General features: G+C 51.8%; 24 protein-coding genes. 15 read left to right on the forward strand and 9 right to left on the reverse strand.

Annotation, left to right across the window (positions count from 1 at the left end):
• Window positions 1–44: 44 nt before the first annotated feature.
• The 4 genes from BLU05_RS20245 to BLU05_RS20260 all read right to left on the reverse strand — a co-directional run bounded on the left by BLU05_RS20245 (window position 45) and on the right by BLU05_RS20260 (window position 3,221).
• Window positions 45–977, reverse strand: a complete 933-nt coding sequence (locus tag BLU05_RS20245) for an ABC transporter ATP-binding protein (RefSeq protein ID WP_091884029.1) — start codon at window positions 975–977, stop codon at window positions 45–47.
• On the reverse strand, window positions 977–1,615 hold the full coding sequence (locus BLU05_RS20250; protein WP_091884031.1) for an ABC transporter permease: 639 nt from the start codon (window positions 1,613–1,615) through the stop codon (window positions 977–979). Before BLU05_RS20250 ends, BLU05_RS20245 begins: the two co-directional genes overlap by 1 nt.
• A gap of 10 nt (window positions 1,616–1,625) precedes the next feature.
• Entirely contained in the window at window positions 1,626–2,243 is a 618-nt protein-coding gene (locus tag BLU05_RS20255; RefSeq protein WP_091884034.1) for an ABC transporter permease, read from the reverse strand.
• A gap of 96 nt (window positions 2,244–2,339) precedes the next feature.
• Window positions 2,340–3,221, reverse strand: a complete 882-nt coding sequence (locus BLU05_RS20260) for a glycine betaine ABC transporter substrate-binding protein (protein WP_091884036.1) — start codon at window positions 3,219–3,221, stop codon at window positions 2,340–2,342.
• Window positions 3,222–3,883: 662 nt separating this feature from the next.
• Between BLU05_RS20260 and BLU05_RS20265 the strand changes: the two genes are divergently transcribed.
• Both BLU05_RS20265 and BLU05_RS26580 read left to right on the forward strand, forming a co-directional pair.
• Window positions 3,884–4,075, forward strand: coding sequence for a hypothetical protein (locus BLU05_RS20265; RefSeq protein ID WP_139210495.1), 192 nt, complete (start codon window positions 3,884–3,886; stop codon window positions 4,073–4,075).
• 704 nt (window positions 4,076–4,779) lie between these two features.
• Window positions 4,780–4,908, forward strand: coding sequence for a hypothetical protein (locus BLU05_RS26580; protein WP_255784424.1), 129 nt, complete (start codon window positions 4,780–4,782; stop codon window positions 4,906–4,908).
• 483 nt (window positions 4,909–5,391) lie between these two features.
• Here the strand turns inward: BLU05_RS26580 and BLU05_RS20275 are convergent, their stop codons facing one another.
• Entirely contained in the window at window positions 5,392–5,724 is a 333-nt protein-coding gene (locus BLU05_RS20275) for a DUF982 domain-containing protein (protein WP_091884043.1), read from the reverse strand.
• Window positions 5,725–5,799: 75 nt separating this feature from the next.
• On the opposite strand from BLU05_RS20275, the gene BLU05_RS20280 reads away from it, so the two are divergent.
• The 4 genes from BLU05_RS20280 to BLU05_RS20295 all read left to right on the forward strand — a co-directional run bounded on the left by BLU05_RS20280 (window position 5,800) and on the right by BLU05_RS20295 (window position 8,147).
• Window positions 5,800–6,183: a hypothetical protein gene (locus BLU05_RS20280; RefSeq protein ID WP_139210496.1), complete on the forward strand. Its 384-nt coding sequence runs from the start codon at window positions 5,800–5,802 to the stop codon at window positions 6,181–6,183.
• Window positions 6,184–6,393: 210 nt separating this feature from the next.
• Window positions 6,394–6,612, forward strand: coding sequence for a hypothetical protein (locus BLU05_RS20285; protein WP_091884048.1), 219 nt, complete (start codon window positions 6,394–6,396; stop codon window positions 6,610–6,612).
• Between the two features lie 226 nt (window positions 6,613–6,838).
• Entirely contained in the window at window positions 6,839–7,705 is an 867-nt protein-coding gene (locus BLU05_RS20290) for an NmrA family NAD(P)-binding protein (protein ID WP_091884049.1), read from the forward strand.
• 61 nt (window positions 7,706–7,766) lie between these two features.
• A complete protein-coding gene (locus BLU05_RS20295) occupies window positions 7,767–8,147 on the forward strand; it encodes an energy transducer TonB (RefSeq protein ID WP_091884052.1) in 381 nt (126 codons plus the stop codon).
• Between the two features lie 23 nt (window positions 8,148–8,170).
• On the opposite strand, the gene BLU05_RS20300 is transcribed toward BLU05_RS20295, so the two are convergent.
• Complete coding sequence (locus BLU05_RS20300; protein WP_091884055.1) at window positions 8,171–8,677, reverse strand: GNAT family N-acetyltransferase; 507 nt, start codon at window positions 8,675–8,677, stop codon at window positions 8,171–8,173.
• Between the two features lie 156 nt (window positions 8,678–8,833).
• On the opposite strand from BLU05_RS20300, the gene BLU05_RS20305 reads away from it, so the two are divergent.
• The 5 genes from BLU05_RS20305 to BLU05_RS20325 all read left to right on the forward strand — a co-directional run bounded on the left by BLU05_RS20305 (window position 8,834) and on the right by BLU05_RS20325 (window position 12,578).
• A complete protein-coding gene (locus tag BLU05_RS20305; RefSeq protein ID WP_091884057.1) occupies window positions 8,834–10,072 on the forward strand; it encodes a hypothetical protein in 1,239 nt (412 codons plus the stop codon).
• Window positions 10,073–10,310: 238 nt separating this feature from the next.
• Window positions 10,311–11,486 (forward strand): SGNH/GDSL hydrolase family protein, encoded by a 1,176-nt coding sequence (locus BLU05_RS20310; RefSeq protein ID WP_244518445.1) that lies wholly within the window; start codon window positions 10,311–10,313, stop codon window positions 11,484–11,486.
• Between the two features lie 132 nt (window positions 11,487–11,618).
• Window positions 11,619–11,789, forward strand: coding sequence for a hypothetical protein (locus BLU05_RS26305; protein ID WP_175540684.1), 171 nt, complete (start codon window positions 11,619–11,621; stop codon window positions 11,787–11,789).
• 107 nt (window positions 11,790–11,896) lie between these two features.
• Complete coding sequence (locus BLU05_RS20320; protein ID WP_091884063.1) at window positions 11,897–12,169, forward strand: hypothetical protein; 273 nt, start codon at window positions 11,897–11,899, stop codon at window positions 12,167–12,169.
• A gap of 169 nt (window positions 12,170–12,338) precedes the next feature.
• Window positions 12,339–12,578, forward strand: a complete 240-nt coding sequence (locus tag BLU05_RS20325; protein ID WP_091884128.1) for a hypothetical protein — start codon at window positions 12,339–12,341, stop codon at window positions 12,576–12,578.
• On the opposite strand, the gene BLU05_RS20330 is transcribed toward BLU05_RS20325, so the two are convergent.
• Together BLU05_RS20330 and BLU05_RS20335 are read right to left on the reverse strand one after the other, a co-directional pair.
• Window positions 12,575–12,826, reverse strand: coding sequence for a DUF982 domain-containing protein (locus tag BLU05_RS20330; RefSeq protein ID WP_091884066.1), 252 nt, complete (start codon window positions 12,824–12,826; stop codon window positions 12,575–12,577). The genes BLU05_RS20325 and BLU05_RS20330 overlap by 4 nt on opposite strands.
• Before the next feature lie 65 nt (window positions 12,827–12,891).
• On the reverse strand, window positions 12,892–13,128 hold the full coding sequence (locus tag BLU05_RS20335) for a hypothetical protein (protein ID WP_091884068.1): 237 nt from the start codon (window positions 13,126–13,128) through the stop codon (window positions 12,892–12,894).
• A gap of 814 nt (window positions 13,129–13,942) precedes the next feature.
• On the opposite strand from BLU05_RS20335, the gene BLU05_RS20340 reads away from it, so the two are divergent.
• Window positions 13,943–14,122 carry a hypothetical protein gene (locus tag BLU05_RS20340; RefSeq protein ID WP_091884070.1) on the forward strand — a complete coding sequence of 60 codons (180 nt, stop codon included), beginning with the start codon at window positions 13,943–13,945 and terminating at the stop codon, window positions 14,120–14,122.
• Window positions 14,123–15,488: 1,366 nt separating this feature from the next.
• On the opposite strand, the gene BLU05_RS20360 is transcribed toward BLU05_RS20340, so the two are convergent.
• Window positions 15,489–15,863 (reverse strand): YbhB/YbcL family Raf kinase inhibitor-like protein, encoded by a 375-nt coding sequence (locus BLU05_RS20360; protein ID WP_244518448.1) that lies wholly within the window; start codon window positions 15,861–15,863, stop codon window positions 15,489–15,491.
• Window positions 15,864–16,106: 243 nt separating this feature from the next.
• Here BLU05_RS20360 and BLU05_RS20365 point away from each other — a divergent pair, with 243 nt between their 5' ends.
• From BLU05_RS20365 to BLU05_RS26025, 3 genes are all read left to right on the forward strand, one after another.
• Window positions 16,107–16,736 carry a GNAT family N-acetyltransferase gene (locus BLU05_RS20365; protein ID WP_175540685.1) on the forward strand — a complete coding sequence of 210 codons (630 nt, stop codon included), beginning with the start codon at window positions 16,107–16,109 and terminating at the stop codon, window positions 16,734–16,736.
• Window positions 16,737–16,823: 87 nt separating this feature from the next.
• A complete protein-coding gene (locus BLU05_RS20370) occupies window positions 16,824–17,102 on the forward strand; it encodes a hypothetical protein (RefSeq protein WP_139210497.1) in 279 nt (92 codons plus the stop codon).
• A 340-nt stretch (window positions 17,103–17,442) separates the two neighbouring features.
• Window positions 17,443–18,497 (forward strand): Hint domain-containing protein (locus BLU05_RS26025; protein ID WP_139210498.1); only part of this gene is annotated, 1,055 nt, incomplete at its 3' end.

Raw genomic sequence — 18,497 nt, forward strand, 5'->3', positions numbered from 1 at the left:
AAGGTGAGTTTCTATCGAGATGCCTGATCGAACGCTTCGCGGGATCAGACGGAAAAAATCGCATCGCGGGTCAATTGGCCCTTCACAGCACCTGATGCATCGGTCACAGCAAGCACGTCGCTATTGGCCGCCACCATCAATGCCAGCGCATCACGCAGATTGCTTGTTGAAGCAACCATGTGTGCCCCTTGCCGCGGCTTATCTGCCGTCATGGCATGATCGACAGTAAACAGGCTCAGGCGCTTGATTGCACGGTCTATGCCGACGAAGTTTTCGACAAATGCGTCAGCCGGGTGAGACAGGATGGCATCCGGCGTATCATACTGGACAATCTTGCCGCTTTTCATGAGGGCGATACGGTCGCCCAGACGAATGGCTTCGTCGAGATCATGCGTCACCAATACAACTGTCTTGCGCACGCGCTGCAATATCTGGCGGAACTCGTCCTGCAACCGTGTGCGTGCAATCGGATCGATAGCGCCAAATGGCTCATCCAACAACAGAACGGGCGGATCAGCTGCCAAGGCGCGCGCCACGCCGATGCGCTGGCGCTGGCCGCCCGATAGCTGGCGCGGATAGCGTTTGAGCATCTCAGCCGGATCAAGCCCAACGAGATGCAGAAGCTCGTCAGTCCGGTTCCTGATTTTGGCGTCGTCCCAGCCGAGAAGCTTTGGCACGGCGGCAATATTCTGGGCGATGGTCATATGCGGGAACAGACCTACCTGCTGGATCACATATCCGATATGGCGACGCAGGATCACCGGATCAACCTTTGTGACGTCCTCGCCATTGACAATAATCGTGCCCTCGGTTGGATCGATCAACCGGTTGATCATGCGCATGGTGGTGGTCTTGCCGCAACCCGACGGCCCGATCAGCGCGACCGTCGAACCTTCGGGAACGATGAGACTGAGATCGTCAACCGAAGCAACGCTGCCTTCCGTATAGCGCTTGGTGACGTGCTGCATATTGATCATCAGGATGTTCTTTCTGCGAAGAAGAATTTTTCGGCAAAGCCGAGCGTGAATTCCGTGGCCAGTGCCAGCAACGCGATGGGCACTGCGCCGACCAGAAGCCGCGACATGTCCATCATGCTGATGCCAACGGCGATGAAATCACCCAGCCCGCCACCACCGATAAAGGGCGCCAGTGTTGCCCCGGCAAGCACTTGCACGGCGGCTGTGCGTGCGCCAGCGAACATGGCGGGGGCAGCCAGCGGAATGCGTATCTTGCGCAGGACCTGTCCCCGGTTCATGCCCATGCCGATGGCCGCTTCCACTGCGTCAGGATCAACATCGCGCAACCCTATGAAGGCGTTGAGCAGAATGGGCGGGAGAGCGAGGATCGTGAGCGCGACGATCGACGGCCAGAGGCCAATGCCGAGCAGCGGCATCATGATAGCGAGAATGGCAAGGCTTGGAATGGTGCGCAGCGCATTGATGGCATTGATGACGGTAAAGGCCAATCCGCCGCGGTTGATGATGAGAATGGCAAGCGGCAGGCCTATGGCAAGCGCAAACACCAGCGAGACGCCAGACATCACCAGATGCTGGCCAAGCGCCCGCAAAAACTCCGGTTGATTATTAATGATCCAGTTGAAAGCGGTGATCAGCATGGCCACTCCTTCACCGCCAACGGACCAGAGCTTTTTCAGCCTGGCTCAGAACAAGGTCAAAGAACGTGGCCATCAGCGCCGTGAGAATACCGCCGACGAGGATTTTTTCCGTATAGCTCTGGTCGATACCCATGAGAATAATGGTCCCCAGCCCGCCGCCATCAATGAAGGCGGCAACGGTGGCAATGCCGATAACCGTGACCAACGCAATGCGAATGCCGGAAACAATAAGCGGCAAGGCCAGCGGCAATTCAATACGCACCAGCCGCTGCCATGCGCTGTAGCCCATGCCGTCAGCCGCATCGAGCACATCGGCGGGGACGCCGCGCAGGCCAGTCACGACATTGCGCAGGAGAATAAGCAGGCAATAGGAGGAAAGGCCAACCAGCGCTGGCTTCGTGCCAAGGCCCAGCCAGGGAATAAGCAGCGCAAACAGCGCTAGGCTCGGAATAACGAAGATGATGCCGGTGATCGTCAGAACCACCGCGTAAAGGCGCGGACGCCGCGCGCAGATGATCCCAAGGATCAACGCGATGACCAGCCCGATCAACACGGATGAAACCGACAACACCAGATGCTGCCAGGTTGCCGTGAGTATCTCAGGGATGTTTTTGGGAGCCCAGTTCAAATGCGTCGTTCCATATCGGTCAGAATTGAAACAGCGGAGATGACCTCATCTCCGCCGCTTCCTGTATATGTGCGTGAAAGCCTGTAAGCCCTGATGTCAGATGCCTTTTTCCTTCAGGAAAGCTTCGGCCACTTCCTTGGGTTCCTTCTTGTCGCGTTCAACGGCCGCATTAAGCTCGCGCATGTTTTCATTGTTGAGAAGCGGGCTGATCTTGTTGAGGACTTCGGCAATCTTCGGATTCTTGGCTAAAGTATCCTGACGCACGACCGGCACGAGATAATAGGGAGGGAACAGGTTCTTATCGTCGGCAAGAACAACCAGCTTGTTATCCGCAATCTGCCAATCGGTGGCAAAACCATAGGACACATCGATGTTCTTGCTGGTCAGCGCGCTGTAGCGAATACCGAGCTTGGCAAAAATGCGGAAATCCTTGAAGACGATGCCATAGGTCTGTTTGAGGCCCGGCAAGCCGTCCTTGCGCTCGCCAAAACCGCCTTCCGCACCAAAACTCAGATCCTTGGAAACGGGACCAAGATCCGTCAGCGTCTTGAGCTTGTATTTTTCGGCGGTTTCCGGGAGCGTAATGATTGCGTAGCCATTGTTGATGTTGGTCGGCTGGAGCAAGGTCAGCTTCAGGTTCTTCTCGTAGTAATCCTTGACTTCGCCGTAGATTTTTTCAGCGGAACCCGAAAGATCGCCTTTCACCACAGCGGCAAGCGCCGTGCCTGTATATTCAGGATAAAGGTCAATCTCGCCATTCAACAGCGCGGAATGGGCGATCAGTGTCGCGCCGAGATTGGTGCGTCGTTCCACCTCGACGCCGGCCTTTTCCAAAGCCTGCGCATAGATTTCAGCGACCACAAACTGTTCGGTAAAATTCTTGCTGCCAATCTTGACGGCTTGCGCAAAGCCCGGCGTTGCCGCAGCCAATGCCAATATTACCCCCATCCCCATGGAGGCGATGCTTTTGAAAATCATGATATACCCTGCGAGCTGACGTAGGATTTAATCTATCCCACTGGTTTCTTTGTTCATTTCGCATGCTAGCAATCCGCGGGCGCAAGTTCGTAGAACAAACTCCCAATATTTCCCGGTTAAGTAGAATTTATTTACCTGACGATTGCAATCGCCCAGCCACCGACAATGAAAATATAACGACAATCTTCTTCGATGAACGTCGTGGGGGCCGACACCGTTGGCTAAAACAGCTTCTTCTCACGCATGACCAGTTCGCGGCGAAACCCGGATGTTTGCTGGCTTGTTGTCCTGACGGAGCATACTGCCCGAACCGCAGTTCTGCGCGTTGGAAAAACCGCTGTAATTCACGCACAACCGGTAAAAACCACACTGTCATGAAAGGCTGTATCTATCAGATATCATGTGGTTTTGTGATATTGAGCGGCGTTTGCTGCTGTTGCAACAGCGAGAGCATCGAGAATTACAACTAAAGTTCTATCTGATGTCGCTGATTGGCCTTTTTTGACGGTTATCGTCTTGTGTTCCACCCCCTCCTCCAATTTGCTGACGATGAACCTGCGACTGCGCTGGCAGGTGATATTCGGAAAGGGGCCACCTGAGTGCTTACTCTGTACTTTTTGGAAGACTATCGTAATCCGGGCCATTCAAATCACGAGACCGCAATGGCGACACATCGCCCAGAAAACTCAAAAACAAACACAAAGACCAAGAAAGCCAAACCAGCCAAAGTCGTTGCAAAGACCAACTGGGACCAACTCATCGCCCGGAGCGTCAAGCTTGAAGACAGGCTTCTGAAAAAGCTGAAGTCGCGTAACATGGTTCGCAAGCTTAAAGTCAAGATGCTGGCCAAATAGGCATTTCATTGTGCAGATCGACTGACCACCAAGCCGATGGAAAGCCGTGGTCAGCACGACTCATCATTATCTCGTAGTAAATGGTGAGCACTTTAGCATCATAGCCCTACGTCTTAGTGCAATCGTCTTATATATTTTTCTGACTTCTTCTGATCAATTGTATGGGTGAATGGGCATAAAATGACTGCCGTCGAATGCGACGTGCAACATTTCACCTTTTATTATTACACAAGTTCTCGTTGCTTATTCGCGCAATAGTTGTATTTATTTTACAAAACAAATATGTGCTCTGGAACTTTCAATGTCTGACGATAATAAACAACCCGGCGTATTCGCAGGTTCGTGGCGACTCGCTATTATCATGCTCATTATTTTGGCGGGAATCTGGATGCTTGGGCGCGCCTTCGCATAGCAACCCAAGGTTGTGCCATTTTGATTTCAACCGAAGATCGTTTGCCCTGACCAAGTACGCGCATCGTTCTGGCCGGGACGATGGCTATTTACCTACCTCTAATCGCGACGCCTGAGAGAATCATTGTTCTTAACGCCTCGCCATCACGTTTGTATGGCCTGTTTCAAGGCCATATTTGCCCTTCCAGTCGCTTTTCAGTGCATTTTCTGAATTATTTTCATGCACATGCTTTGACATTTTACTTTCATGTTGATGGAATAGGCACCTGCAGACGAATTAGGGGAACATTCGAATGTATGAAGATGATGAGGAAGAACAGCACCTGCACTATACCACACCGGCGTGGTGTCATCTGCTTGTCTTTGGCTTCGCACTTGCTCTGGCTGTGCTGATTAGCCAGCTGTGCTCATCCATGGCCTGAATGACCATTGCCGCTTTCCTGAATTCATAACTTTGAAGCACCCTTATTCTGGATGATCGCGGACTTTGCGGGCCAGCATCTATAAATAGATTTTACCGCTGACCGTCATCAAGCTGCGGTTGCCAAAATCCAATGGCGGAACGTCCTGATTGCATTGCACCAGCAACCCGTTCAACCATGGGCTCTCCGATGCGGATTTGCCGACCGAACCAGAACTATTGAGTTTGATGGACGCAATCAGCCGTGCGTCCTGCTCACTTGAGGCCCGCACCCAACAGGTTTCGCGTATTTTCGATCTTTCCCAAATCACATGGCCCATAAAATCAGCTGACGGTTCCAGTCTGAAAAACCTGTTATTCATATCGTCGAGGTCCCCTTGCCCGGACAAATACGTTTGAGCCCAAGAAAAAGTTCGATCACAAAGAATTAAAATTGAATTCCAAATTTATGGAACTCGATGATGCAAAGCGCGGTCTGTGGACCTTACGCAGTACCAGCGGGTTTTTCGGGAGGTTCGGTGGGAATACCGGGCGCAGTGCCCAGCAGCGATCCCGTGCGCTCGGTCACATAAATTCCTGCCTCACGGGACGCCTCGACAAACGCTGCGCGCGCTTCGTCAACTGATCGCGTGTCACCCAGAGCATCCCGGCAAGCCTGACAGGCAGCAGCGTGTTTTTCGCTCTGTCGCCGTGACCAGGACTGGGTCAAAACCGCCAAAGCATCCTGCACGTTGCGCACAATAAGGATGCGTCCGCTGCGAGGTGATTTGATGGTGACATGGGTAAAGAAATTTGTCTCCATAAGGACCAAATGCATGAGGGGGAAAGTGGTTCCAAGGGTCGTGCAAACAAGGCGGTCTTCGCGGGTGGGCCACGATTTGCTGAACCAAACATGACAGCGCGCCAGCAACAATTCGTAACAAAAATGGGTATTCAGTTTCTACCCGTGAACGCACATAGTCCGCGCGAAATGATCAAGCACCGCCTGTCGGGCGCCCCACTGGAAAGTACCGTGCGTATCAATCCAACTTACAAGAACAAGATTGCGTCTCCCTCGACACATCGCGCCTATGAAGGCCGGGAACAGGATTGTCTGGATGCCTTGAAAGAACGCTTTAATGAGCTGGCCTATTCGCAAGACATCCATCGCCTTTATATGGAAGCCATCGCCGCGGGCTGGCCTTTGCTGGAAATCATATCAGCCGTTAATTTCCTTGTCCTGATGAGCGCTGGAGCCCATCAGGAGAGATATAATCATGCGGCAAGTGGCCGATGATTATTCTTCTGGTGCTGATTCCGGTGGGCATGTTGGTCGTTGGGGTTGCCATGGCCCGGCATGAACGCAAGCTGTTCGACAAATCATTGCGTGATCTTGATACCAGTTCGTAACTGGAGTGAAATATTGCGGCCTGCGGTTTGTCCCCAGTCGATTGACGAACTCTCCGGCTTGGCTGAGAGTGGGTCTTTCACGTTGAAAGGGAAGCCAATGGAATATGACAAAGAGACAATCAAGGGCTCGACCGATGGCTATTCGCTGGGGACAAAATTCGAACTGACCAACGGTCAGGTCTGGGAGCAGACCAGTGATGATGACGAATATGTCCATCAGTTCATGCCCGAGGTATTGCTCGACACAGCTGAGGGTGTCGGAAAGCTGAAAATCAACGACATGAATGATTGGGTGGAGGTAAAGCGAATCCTCTGATGGCCTATGCCTGTAGATGGGGATGTTGACCATCCTTAGGGTGGCAAGCTCGCGGCGGGTAAAAAACCTTTCAAATAAACCGCGTGAACAGCAATGATCAGTGATTTTCAGTCACTGCTGATGTGATCAATTTGCACTTCAGTCAACATCGCTCAACCAGTACCTTTGCGCCATGGCAATGTCCTGATGGCCCTAACCGTCGGTTTCACCGCAAAGGAACAATAATATGTATGCAATATCAGGAATCACCGGCAAGGTCGGTGGGGCGATGGCCCGCGAACTTCTCGCTGCGGGCAAGCCAGTGCGCGCTATTGTGAGGAACCCTGACAAATCAGGGGAATGGCTGCGCCTTGGTTGCGAACTCGCCATCGCAGACATGGGCGATGAAACAGCTCTGACAAAAGCGTTTAGCGGCGTGGATGGTGTATTCATCCTTCCGCCTTCGAACTTTGATCCCCTGCCCGGATTTCCCGAAGCCCACGCGGAAGCCGCGATTATCCGCAATGCGTTGCACTCCGCCAAGCCTGATAGAATCGTCTGCGTGTCGACCATTGGTGGTCAGGCAACGCAAAGTAACCTTCTGAGCCAGCGCACCATTCTTGAACAGGCGCTCAGCACGCTATCGATCCCGCTGACAATTTTGCGGCCTGCCTGGTTTCTCGATAATCTTGCCTGGGATGTGGCTTCGGCAAGGGAAGCAGGCGTCATCCATTCGTTTCTTCAACCTGCCGACCGCACGTTTCCGATGATTTCAACGGCGGATGTCGGTCGCTTCGCCGCAGAACTCATTCAAGAGAGCTGGACCGGGCGGCGCATTGTGGAGATCGAGGGACCGGAGCGGGTTTCGCCTGTTGATATCGCCAATGCGATGTCGCAGGTGCTGTCACAGCCGGTTCGGGTGGAGATTGTTCCGCGGGAGACATGGGAAGCGATGTTCAGAACACAGGGCATGCGCAACCCGATGCCAAGAATACAAATGCTCGACGGTTTTAACGAAGGCTGGATTCGGTTCGAAAACCCGAAAAACGAAATCTTGCACGGGACTGTCGACGTTCGGGACGTTATCGGCGACCTTGTTGGTCGTCGTGGCTAACCCATCGACTCCCGCTTCTTCTTTTGCTTATCTGGTCTTGGGTAAATTGGAGGGGACACCGATGCAAACCAAGTCCATCAAACGTCTGGGAATCGCTATTTCTGCCGCACTGTGCTTCGGGCTGGTGGCCTTGCCCTCAATGGCGGAAAATACCGGAACTGCCTTGGACACCTCGCCTATGGAGAGAACCAAAGTTCGCATACTCACAGATGAGGAGCTCAAGGATAATCGCGACGTGATCGTCATTATAAGGTTCAAACTGACCCGGGAGGGGACGATAGAGGGCTCACCTGTTGTTTCCGGTCGGGGCAGCAATAGCGAAGTGGTCGCGAAAGCCAAAGAACGGGCACTCCAAGCGGTGCTCCGTTCCCAACCGTTCAAGCTTGATCCGGAAAAATATGATCTGTGGAGCAATGTGGAACTGACATTTCACCCTGAATAGGCGCGAGTTCCAAGCAACGGATTCTACCTGTAGATAACGGCCATGTTGACGGTATCCACATATCTGCCATCGATAAACACTGCGTCGCGCGCAACCCCTTCCCTTATGAAACCAACCTTTTCATAAAGAGTGATGGCCCGTTCATTATCAGCATGCACGCCGAGTTCAATTCTAACGAAACCCGCCTTTCTTGCTTGCTTCATCGCTGCGTCAATCAGCCGGAAGCCAAGGCCTTGCCTGCGATATGACGCAATGATTCCCATGCCGAGTGTCCCCCGGTGTGCATGCGCGGCATGAAAATGCCGGCGAATATCACACCAGCCGACGACCCTATGGTCTGCCAGTGCAACATATTGAGGATTTCCGTCCGAGATCATGGTTGTCACGAATTCACGGAAGCGATCCAATGGAGGAGCTTCAAGAAAAGTCAGATATCGCCGCTCACGGGACACCATATCAAGCGCCTGGTGAAAGCTGGTGATATTGTCTGGCGTGACAGGTGATATCGTTACGACGGATGACTGGTCCATTGGAAATTCTCGCACAGCATGAGTGGTAGTGCGGCAATACACTATTGAGTGATGCCAAGAAACCTTGATTGAGGGAGCCACCTATGTTCCATTGGTGCCTGTTCCATCACTATTACATTCCCCTCAGATTAGCTGGTCATAATTGGAGTTGCGGAAATGCGGAATCTTTTCGACAGACTTTCATTTTCAAATCCCCTCCGCAGTCGATCATCGACAGATACAAAAATAGAGCAGGAAGCCCAGAAGAAAGGGAAGTACGACTGGAAGAATGCGCCGCTCTCCGTAACGGAGATTGCTGCCATTTGTCTTGATGTCGCTTTCGGTTCGGCAAATGGCGGCCACGATAACGGGTTTGCAGCCTTGGCAAACTCCGGGGCTGATGCGGGGCAAAAGGCACACGGCGCAAAAACCGGGAAGATCGACGTTCGCCCGAATCCCCTGTTTGTCAGCCATGGCCACAGCACCGGTGATCTGACAATCGAAAGTCCAGCCACCCTCAAATATCTGCAACGCCGAAAATACAAAGAACTTGCAGGAACGGGCGTCGGCATCGTGGGGTCCGCAGCCTCGATAGGATCGCTCGGATACCTGCCCGTCAATCCTGTGTCCATTTTGAAGCAATCCAACACGGTTGGCGCAACGTCAGTGCATTTGACAAAACTGAAACAGCTGGCAAAGGAAATAGCCTCGCTGGAAGCAGAGAGGCCGCAGACCCGGCAGACCGCCGAGCAGGAAAGCGCAGGAATTTCCACATTAATCAATCAAGTCATTAAATTGAAGGCGCACAAGGCAGGAATTGAGGGATCAAAACTTGTAACCAGCGCCATTCCTGTGCTCGGTGAGATCGTTACGGCGGGCGTAAACGCGGGGATTAACGCGACATCGTCGGCGGTGAAGACGTTTGACAAAGCCTATCATGCCAAGAGTTGTGCAAGACTTGCGATGATGCTTCATTGGCTCGCTTACAAGGAGCAGTTTCGTTCGTATTGCCGCAGGAATGGTCTGACCGATGACTATTTCGCGCGTGAGGATTATCTGGCCCATCCGCGGCCTCCCCGGCTGACAGGTATGGGTCTTAAAGCAGCCAATGAGACGCTGGCAAATGCATCCCGGCCACCACGCTTGACAGGGATGGGATTGGCAGCCGCCAGACAAGCATTGGACGAGCATTCCCCGCCATCCAACCGAAAGCCGTCATCCGAATTCGAGACGACCGTCAGAAAGGCGCGCCAGAATTTCTATTTCGACCGGGACGCGGGTAATGCAACCAAAATTGTCAATGAACTTTTCACCCGAAGATCGGCACTTGCCGCTTACGGTCATTACGATGTTCTGGCGTTAATTATGGAGCCGGGCGGCTGGGTCGCTCTCACGGACAAGATTTCGTCACTCTGACCACTCACCACCGTCCGGCATTGCTAACCGATAGCGAAATTGCGCCACTGCGGTCATGATCAAGCTACCGGGCTCAATTACTCCGCCGCCAAAGCCAGTTGCTGCGCGATCTCTGTTCTGCTTATAATCCGGCATGCCTCCAACACGACGTCGTTATGAAACAATGGCCGATCCGAGGAAAAACCCCATGAATCGATACGGAAAAACTTTGCGGGCAAGCATAGCTGCGGCATGCCTCATGACGTTGTTTGCAGGAACCTTTGGCGCCAGTGCGCAAGAAGCATGGCAAGGAAGTTGGGGCGCCAGCCCGGCATTCCCGATCGGCCCGGAACTCAGCAATGCCACGATACGGCAGTTTGTCCGTATCAGCGCCGGCGGATCAAAGGTTCGTTTGCGCTTCTCCAACGAGACCAGCACGCAGCCATTGGTTATCGGCGCGGCCCGCATCGCCCGTCCCGGCAATGCTCCCGGTTCCATTGATCCTGCCAGCAGCCTGGCCGTGACATTTGGCGGCGCAAATTCCATCACTGTTCCACCGGGTGCCCCGGCAGTCTCTGACCCGATTGATCTGAAAGTATCGGCTCTGGACACTTTGGCGGTCAGCTTGTTTTTACCACGCTGGACCGGCCCTTCCGTGGTGCATCCATTGGCGGAGCAAACTGCTTATCTGTCCATGTCCGGCGACAACACTGATACGCCTGCACTACCGGAAGCGACCACGCAAACCATGCGGTTCATGCTTTCACGGGTCGAAGTGATAGCCGAAGGTGGTACCTTGGTCACGCTTGGGGATTCAATTACCGACGGTTATGGCTCGGGCACCGACACCAATCAGCGTTGGCCCGATATTCTGGCTGAACGGCTGGCCAAATCAGGGGGTCCGGCGGTCGGTGTCGTGAATGCCGGGATCAGTGGCAACCGTGTGCTGCATGATTTACCGGAGGCAATGTTCGGCCCCAGCGCCCTCTCCCGGCTGGACCGCGACGTGCTCTCGGTTCCCGGTCTGCGCTGGGTGGTTGTCATGGAGGGTATCAATGATATTGGCCATTCGACGTCGGCAGGTCTGTCCGAACAGACAGTAACGCCTGAAGATCTCATTGGGGGACTGAAACAGATTGTTGCCCGCACGCGTGCGCATGGCGTGAAAGCCTATTGCGCCACCCTGACGCCCTACGAGGGCACGGTCTTCGCCCATTATTACACTCCGGAGGGTGAGACAAAACGTCAGGCAGTGAACAGCTGGATACGCACTCCCGACAATTGTGATGCGGTGATCGACTTTGATGCAACCGTGCGCGATCAGGCGAATCCTAAGCGCCTTCGCGCCGATTTCGATGTTGGCGACCATCTGCATCCAAACGCCGCCGGTTACAAAGCAATGGCGGAAGCGGTCGACCTCGGCCTCTTTCGCTAAAGCTGCGCCGGAACTAAACAGATTTTGTTGTTTAGCTTTGGCGGTGGTTCAAACTGATTTTGAAAACACAATTAAGCGGACGGGGATTTTGATGACGGAAGTCACATCTTGCAGTTCGACGTGGGAAACCGCGTGCGCATCGTCGCCTTCTTGAATACAGAATCGGCTGACGATTTATCTTGCACGATTAGCGAAGAATGGATGGACGCCGATCTCTTCTACGCCACTGTTTCTGGTTGGAAGACACTATTCGCCATAGAGCGAGCAAGTAGGTTGAAAGCCAACACCCGCTCGCTCGCCTGACGTTGATCCATGGATTCCCAAATATCCTTGTTGCCAGGCTAAAGACGGACGTTGAGATTTAGCTCAAGAAACTGATGAGGCGCAATCAGTAGGACACTATCAGAGATATGCAGAAGGTTTATTGGATCAATTTCAATGACATTGGCATGTTTAATTTGCCAATGGGAACCGGACTAGGCGTCGGCGTAACAGCCAATGATGAAGCAGATGCACTTGAACAAACGCGAAGTTTGTTATTCAGGGTTCATCCCTTTCCAGCTTCTTTCGAAATTAAAGAAGTCAAACATCTTGATGATTTAGACCAGAACCATGTGCGATCAAACATGGAAAATCACCTCAAGCGCGGAATTTGGTATCCTCCCGGATTTTCCTATGAGTGATCCTAGCCAGCAAGGGCAATGGTGTTGAATGGCATTGCGGAGACCATCGCGCCGGAGGCAGCAAAGGCACAGTGAACGGCTGGTCCGGGTTCAAGTCGTAAATCGTATTGCCAATTGAAAATTTGCGGATAAAGTTTCGCGCAGTTTGGTCTTGATCGCGAGTATCGTTATGGCAAAAACCTTGGACCACAAACTGGACTGCAAGGATTGCGGTACAATCTACCTAGACATTCCTGCAGACGTAAACTCCGACACCCCAATTTATTGCAGCACTTGCCAGAAATTCCTTGGCCGATGGGCCGAACTCGAAACTGACTTTGCCTTACAAGGCGGCCAGCATGGCGTCTATAAAATGGATGAAGGGCAGATCACGGTTATTGATGAAGGGCGAAAAGACCCAATCAATTAGCGCCCTTCTTTGATAAAGATATAAGCGGCCTTTGCCGCTGTTATAAAAGCCTCTCTCGCCTCATTGACTGAGCGCTCCTCTTGCAGCGCGTCCAAACAAGTTTGCTGTGCTGCTAGGTATGTTGGGCCTTCCCGTTTTGGCCAATCATAAAGCAAGAACTCTGCCGCCTCCTCAACCGAAGTGATATTTCGGTGTTGGCTTGCTTTCTTGGTTTCAACGGTTACAGATTCAAATGGGTGTTTGTGCATTAACAGGGCTCCGTGCCTTTGCGGGGTTTTTCTGCCACAAGCGGGTTAATCACGGTTCAACACCCTCAATTCGACGGGGGAGCCGCATTGTTGGCTGGTGACATTTCACCGGGAGCAGGTTTTTCAGGCGCTTGAATCGTTCCACTGGTTTCCAAGCTTTGGCCGAAAAACTCAACAATTCCCCAAACGACAAGCGCAAGAAGAAGCGATGCAATTAATACTTTTAGAACCTGCCGCCCAAGATTCCCTTGCCGCGCTTCGGTAGCCGTTTCCTCCACGCGAGTTTCCGTTGGTTTATCCATAACGAATACCTCCTGCAGCACCTATAACCGGCTTAAATTGGATTGGTTCCAAATCGATATCACACTCACGAAGAGGCGCATGGCACGGGGAAAATCGGAACGATAGGAACCATCTGAAAACAACTTCGTTTACTTCTAATCGAGCTAGCACTGGGCAAGTTTACAGAAACGCTACTCGATAGGGGCTCAGTATCGTCAACGAATAAAACCGTGGGCAATCTGGGCCCCACTATTTCAGTGACAGGCATTATACTGGAAATTCAACCCGACCTGCGATTCTAACGCGCCCGCAGGTCGGGTTTTCTCCAAGTGTGCCAATGTCCGCCATTAGAAACATTAAGGATTTTCATTTGGGTGGCGTTCGGCCATTATCGGTCTTGGGTAAGGGGAGAAACAGAAATGGGAAGCTTTAGTGTTTGGCACTGGATGATCATTACGATTATCCTTTGCGTGATCGTTGCGCCGTTCTGGATGATATTTAAAAGAACGGGCATTCCACCTGTTCTCTCAATTCTTGCAGTCATTCCGGGTGCCATCCTCATCTTCATATGAATTGTGGCATTGAAACGCTGGCCTCAAGATACAGCCAAATGACCGACGTCGCGCCCGAAAAAAATGGTATCATCCATGGACAGAGCTGCACATCATCATATTGGTGTATTTCTTTTTTGGCGGGGGCCCACTGATCTTGTATGCGATCTATTTAGGGCTAAGAAAGCTTACGACATTTACGCTTCGCAAGTGGTCGAAATAGGAGCAGCTGCAGTCGCGGCGCTTTATTTACACGCCCACAAACTTTGGAGATTGGTGTTGCATGGACAACCTTCTTCTTGCCGACGACCTTGAACTATTAGCACTGCAAGATGACCTTCAAACATTGGGTGTCAGCCCTTCATTAATAATGGCTGCAGCTGCCATACGCTCTCAGGCTCGAGAAATAATAGCCCTGAAAGAAGAATTGGAGACTGTGGGCCGCACCTCACCTTTGAAATAACCGCGCTGCCCACTCAACTGAGTTGGCCAGTGTCACACCAAGCGCTGCCCCAGCCAATTCAACGACGCCAAGCGCACCAATCCCCATTAACATCCATTTCTTCACCTCATCTGTCACATTCTTACTATCGTCGACCTTCGTGGAGATTGAACCATGGGAAATTTCATCCCGCTCAATTCTTCGATCAATTCGTCCATCCGGCGATGAACAACAGCCCGCTTTTCGTCCGTTTCTCGGTTCTCCGCTCCGGCTCTTCGTCCAGAAGCATCGATGTCACGCCGCAATCCCTCAAACTGTGCCGAAAGCGTACCGATTGCCTTGTAGATGTCAGTCAGGCTTTTGCCGTCATCACCAGCACTTCCTTGTTTTGCCTAATGCATTGTGTGAGGCCATTAGAAACGACGAAGCAGTCAGGAACTTGTATCGGACCAATCCGGCTTTTTATAAGTTTCAGATGAACCAATGCATCAAATCTGGACCTAAAAGAACGGCAGAAATGAACAGGAAACTTGCGGCCATTATGGGCGTTTGCTTGAAAAATCCTATTCCACTTTACTGCAAGCGATTAATTGATGGCGCTGTTAGTGGCAAACTGACATCGAACGACACTGGCCCATTCATGCAGACCGGCATACCGAACGCAAAAATTGTCGAAGTCATTAGAGGCAATTAAAACAGATATGGCGTGCCCTAGCCCACTCAGCAAGTTCGGGAGCGGGAGATGAACAATTGCAATTGCCTTTTGCCAGACCTTGAACGAACGTCTCATGCCGGGTGTTTTTCAGTACTGGAATGAACGAACCTTGATTTCCGTAATTGCTCTGTGAAATGAATTAAAGATTCAACCTCACGCAGAAACTGCAGGAACTGAAATGAGGACAAAGCTTTCGAACTGGGTTTACCGGATTGGTAGCAGTGCCTTCGTCATTACCACTATCTACGCTATTAGGGTGGTCTTGCGGGCAGCAAATGAGATTACAACTCAATCGCCGGGATTAGTCGATCCACAACACGTAACAATCACGGCCCTTACCGGGACTATAGGACTTGTTTGCGCTACGGCTGCCATGCTTTTACGATCTGGCGCGGTCATATGGCTTCTCCCGATCTACTGGCTTTCGGCAACTGCCTCGCTTGCATTCGTTTCGAGAGATTCGTTGGGCGCAATGGTCGTTGCCGGAGTTGTAATCATCGTTCCTCTCTTAATCGTTCTGCCAATTCTGTTCTGGCTTGTGAAGCGCGACGAAATCCGACGGCCATAGCCAACAAGCAACGGGCCCGAAACTGCGACTTATAGTTGACGGCGGAAACAGCGGCCCGCGGGTCGCTGCAAAAGCGGCTCTGACATGCGCCATAACGCTCTCAACTATTTTTTGGCAAAAGGCTTCTTGTCCTTTGCAGTCGCCAGCGTCTTGCCATTTGCATCCAAGGCTTTGACAGTAATGGAATAAAAATGTGTTCCCGACGGCGGGCATGGCCCCTTGTACTTCACTGCACCATAAGGCAGCGAGGATTGACCGGTGTACGCCACTTTTCCCCCACCGTGATTAAAATCCATGGCGTTTGTATCTACCATCTTAACTTCGAGTTGCGTGGTCCCCTTTGGAACGTCAGTCAACTTGATTGGCGGCGTATTTGAATCGAAGCATTTCTTCGTTGGGCCCCATTCAAAGGAAGCTCGCATCGCAGAAGCAGAAGAAACAACTGCCACACTCATACATATCGCTACCGCAATTCTCAATTTTCTCTCCCAATCTCCATTCGAGCGCAACGCAAGAATCCCCAGATTAGATTAGTTTACGGCGAGGCAGAGAATAGTCCAGTATCCCATTTTACAGTTGTAATTGACTTGGTTGCGAAGACACGATTTGAACCCGCGCCACTCCAGATTGTAAGTCCGGAGCTTGAACACCTATTAAACACGCCATAGTGTTGAACCATGTCTTCAAACATGTCCGCCATACTTCTAAATCTCGTAAATTCAATGTTCGCTTTCGACGAACACGGCAAGATGACGGGAAGTTCTCCGCAATTCTATTTGCTTCGCACCGCTAATTCAGTCGATGCCAGATTTCACGTTGCTCTGCCCGACGACGTTGCCAATCGCCTTCAACAGATTGCTACCGGACCACGGATGCGCCCGAGCCAATGGGCCGACGAGTACGCTGGCTATCTGTCTTTACTGGCCTCTGTCAAAACATTGAAATCTATTCGGTCCGGCCAGCTCTACAATTTTCCCATTGCCATGAGATCGATTGAAAACACGGTGGCAATCGACAAACATAATGCTGATCTTCTGAACTATGGTCTCCAAGAATGGTTACCAGATGTAGCTGCTGGTGTGCCTATTTCAGCTGCAATTGCAGACAATAGAGCGGTTTCCATCTGCGCAAGTGCGATTGCATCTGAAACAGCGCATTCTGCAGGTGTGGAAACCTTGCCCGAGTATCGCGGAAATGGTTTCGCTTTGTTGGCGGTTACGGCGTGGGCCGAACAGGTTCGATCTAAGCGTGCCGTTCCATTTTATGCCACCACGTTTGACAACATCGCTTCGCAGCGATTAGCCAATAGTCTGGGCCTTGATCTCATTGGATCAGAATTCACAGTCTATTGAATTATTGAGCGGTGAATTTTTGGTAAAGCTTTCCATGGCGGGGAGCCGTGAAGCTCTTCCCATGCACTCGACACTGTAAAATCCACGTTGCTCACCTATGTCTACACGGTGACTGGTTTGACGAGGAGCTTTGCTGACCGCATGTGGATGATCCGCCTGTACTTCTTGGCCTTATGTTTGGGATTCGTCGGCTTTGGCTACCTGCTAATCACAATCGGCGGACCGGACCATGGCGTCAGTGGCGCAATATTGACTGGCTACGTTGCAGGTCACGCGCTCATCAAATTTGGTGTTGGATTAGCTCTGTTGGGTAGCGCCATTCAAATCGCATATTGGCTGCGGCATTTTTTAGCCTTTCTTCCTTAATTGCGCCCCATAAACCTCCACCTGCCGCAAGCTATGTGCTCGGGCTGGGTTTGACCGGCGAGTGTTCCCTGTCCATAGGTCCGCACTGAACATCAGATCATCCAATGCGGATTCTATAGTGATTTTAATCCTAGTGAAAGGATTATTTTCTCCAGATCAGTTGCTTTATGAATACGAAATTATTTGGTTGCAATGAAACGTGCGTTTCATTTTGAAGAGCTGTCTGCAAGAAAATTTCATCTTACTTGCAGTTTAGTTTGAACGTATATTGATTTTGTGGCGAGTATTCTGAATTCATTACTCCAGCGATACGCATGACTACATCCGGAGGATTTAAGGCATGGTAACGACGACTTGGATCGGCCCATCAGACAACATGCAGGGGTGGGACAACCCTCATGTAGATCCTGTTACGAATCCGTGGAGCACTGGCAGCAATTGGGACAACGGCAGGCCCGGAAACGGTGACACGGCCGTGTTGAACAATACCAGTACAACTGCCTACATTGTGAATGTAGGCAGCCTCTTCTTGAACAATTCATCTCTACTCGTCAGCACCGAGATAGATGTGGGGCTTTCGTCGCCAGGCGTTATATCCGGTGGACTGATATATTTGCACTTCGCCAGGTTCATCGCTGGCCCCGGCATAACCTCAGCAACGGGCACAGTCGAGATGTCGGATGGCTCATACTATGACTGGTATGGGGCGCACTCCTCTCAGAAAATTAAGATGCCTGCTGCAAAGTTCCCTCATGACGCTCCTGCGGTCTTTACGTTCCACACACAGTTTGACGGAACGATAGAAACTTTTTACTTCCATGACGAGATTGATTTCGCAATAAACGGAGCCACCATAACCGGGACACAGATAAACGGGCACACGTTCACGTACATAACAAACTTGGGAAATTACACGCTCGAATTTGGCAATGGCGTCGACATGGCCCTACTGGTCTTCGATGCAAATTCAGGCGCGGTTTTAACAACCCAAATTGATCCTAACGCTCCGTGTTTCACGCCGGGAACCCTGATCCGGACGGAGCGCGGCGATATCGCGGTCGAAACGCTCGACGTCGGAGATATGGTGGTCACGGCCTCCGGCGAGCATCGCCCAATCATCTGGTTGGGCCATCACACCATGAAACGTGACGGATCAGCCGACTTTCTTTCCGCCTGCCCCGTCCGCATTCAGGCCGGAGCCTTTGGCGACCAGATGCCCTATGCTGATTTGTGGCTGTCACCGGGCCATGCCATCTGCGTGCGCATTCTCGACGAGGTTCTCATCCCGGCGGGCTATCTCATCAATGGCGCAACCATCGCACAGGTCGATGTCGATGAAGTCACCTATTGGCATGTCGAACTCGGCAGCCACGATATTCTTCTCGCCAATGGCCT

The organism is Phyllobacterium sp. OV277 (genome assembly GCF_900104355.1).
In the GTDB taxonomy this organism is placed as follows: domain Bacteria; phylum Pseudomonadota; class Alphaproteobacteria; order Rhizobiales; family Rhizobiaceae; genus Phyllobacterium.

Coding starts and splice junctions, on each gene's coding strand:
- BLU05_RS20305 (WP_091884057.1), top strand. CDS start 8,834: ATGCGGAATCTTTTCGACAGACTTTCATTTTCAAATCCCCTCCGCAGT.
- BLU05_RS20285 (WP_091884048.1), top strand. CDS start 6,394: ATGGAATATGACAAAGAGACAATCAAGGGCTCGACCGATGGCTATTCG.
- BLU05_RS20365 (WP_175540685.1), top strand. CDS start 16,107: ATGTTCGCTTTCGACGAACACGGCAAGATGACGGGAAGTTCTCCGCAA.
- BLU05_RS20325 (WP_091884128.1), top strand. CDS start 12,339: ATGGCAAAAACCTTGGACCACAAACTGGACTGCAAGGATTGCGGTACA.
- BLU05_RS20295 (WP_091884052.1), top strand. CDS start 7,767: ATGCAAACCAAGTCCATCAAACGTCTGGGAATCGCTATTTCTGCCGCA.
- BLU05_RS20330 (WP_091884066.1), bottom strand. CDS start 12,826: ATGCACAAACACCCATTTGAATCTGTAACCGTTGAAACCAAGAAAGCA.
- BLU05_RS20340 (WP_091884070.1), top strand. CDS start 13,943: ATGGACAACCTTCTTCTTGCCGACGACCTTGAACTATTAGCACTGCAA.
- BLU05_RS20335 (WP_091884068.1), bottom strand. CDS start 13,128: ATGGATAAACCAACGGAAACTCGCGTGGAGGAAACGGCTACCGAAGCG.
- BLU05_RS20300 (WP_091884055.1), bottom strand. CDS start 8,677: ATGGACCAGTCATCCGTCGTAACGATATCACCTGTCACGCCAGACAAT.
- BLU05_RS26580 (WP_255784424.1), top strand. CDS start 4,780: ATGTATGAAGATGATGAGGAAGAACAGCACCTGCACTATACCACACCG.
- BLU05_RS20310 (WP_244518445.1), top strand. CDS start 10,311: ATGACGTTGTTTGCAGGAACCTTTGGCGCCAGTGCGCAAGAAGCATGG.
- BLU05_RS20250 (WP_091884031.1), bottom strand. CDS start 1,615: ATGCTGATCACCGCTTTCAACTGGATCATTAATAATCAACCGGAGTTT.
- BLU05_RS20260 (WP_091884036.1), bottom strand. CDS start 3,221: ATGATTTTCAAAAGCATCGCCTCCATGGGGATGGGGGTAATATTGGCA.
- BLU05_RS20290 (WP_091884049.1), top strand. CDS start 6,839: ATGTATGCAATATCAGGAATCACCGGCAAGGTCGGTGGGGCGATGGCC.
- BLU05_RS20265 (WP_139210495.1), top strand. CDS start 3,884: ATGGCGACACATCGCCCAGAAAACTCAAAAACAAACACAAAGACCAAG.
- BLU05_RS20320 (WP_091884063.1), top strand. CDS start 11,897: ATGCAGAAGGTTTATTGGATCAATTTCAATGACATTGGCATGTTTAAT.
- BLU05_RS20275 (WP_091884043.1), bottom strand. CDS start 5,724: ATGCATTTGGTCCTTATGGAGACAAATTTCTTTACCCATGTCACCATC.
- BLU05_RS20245 (WP_091884029.1), bottom strand. CDS start 977: ATGATCAATATGCAGCACGTCACCAAGCGCTATACGGAAGGCAGCGTT.
- BLU05_RS20280 (WP_139210496.1), top strand. CDS start 5,800: ATGACAGCGCGCCAGCAACAATTCGTAACAAAAATGGGTATTCAGTTT.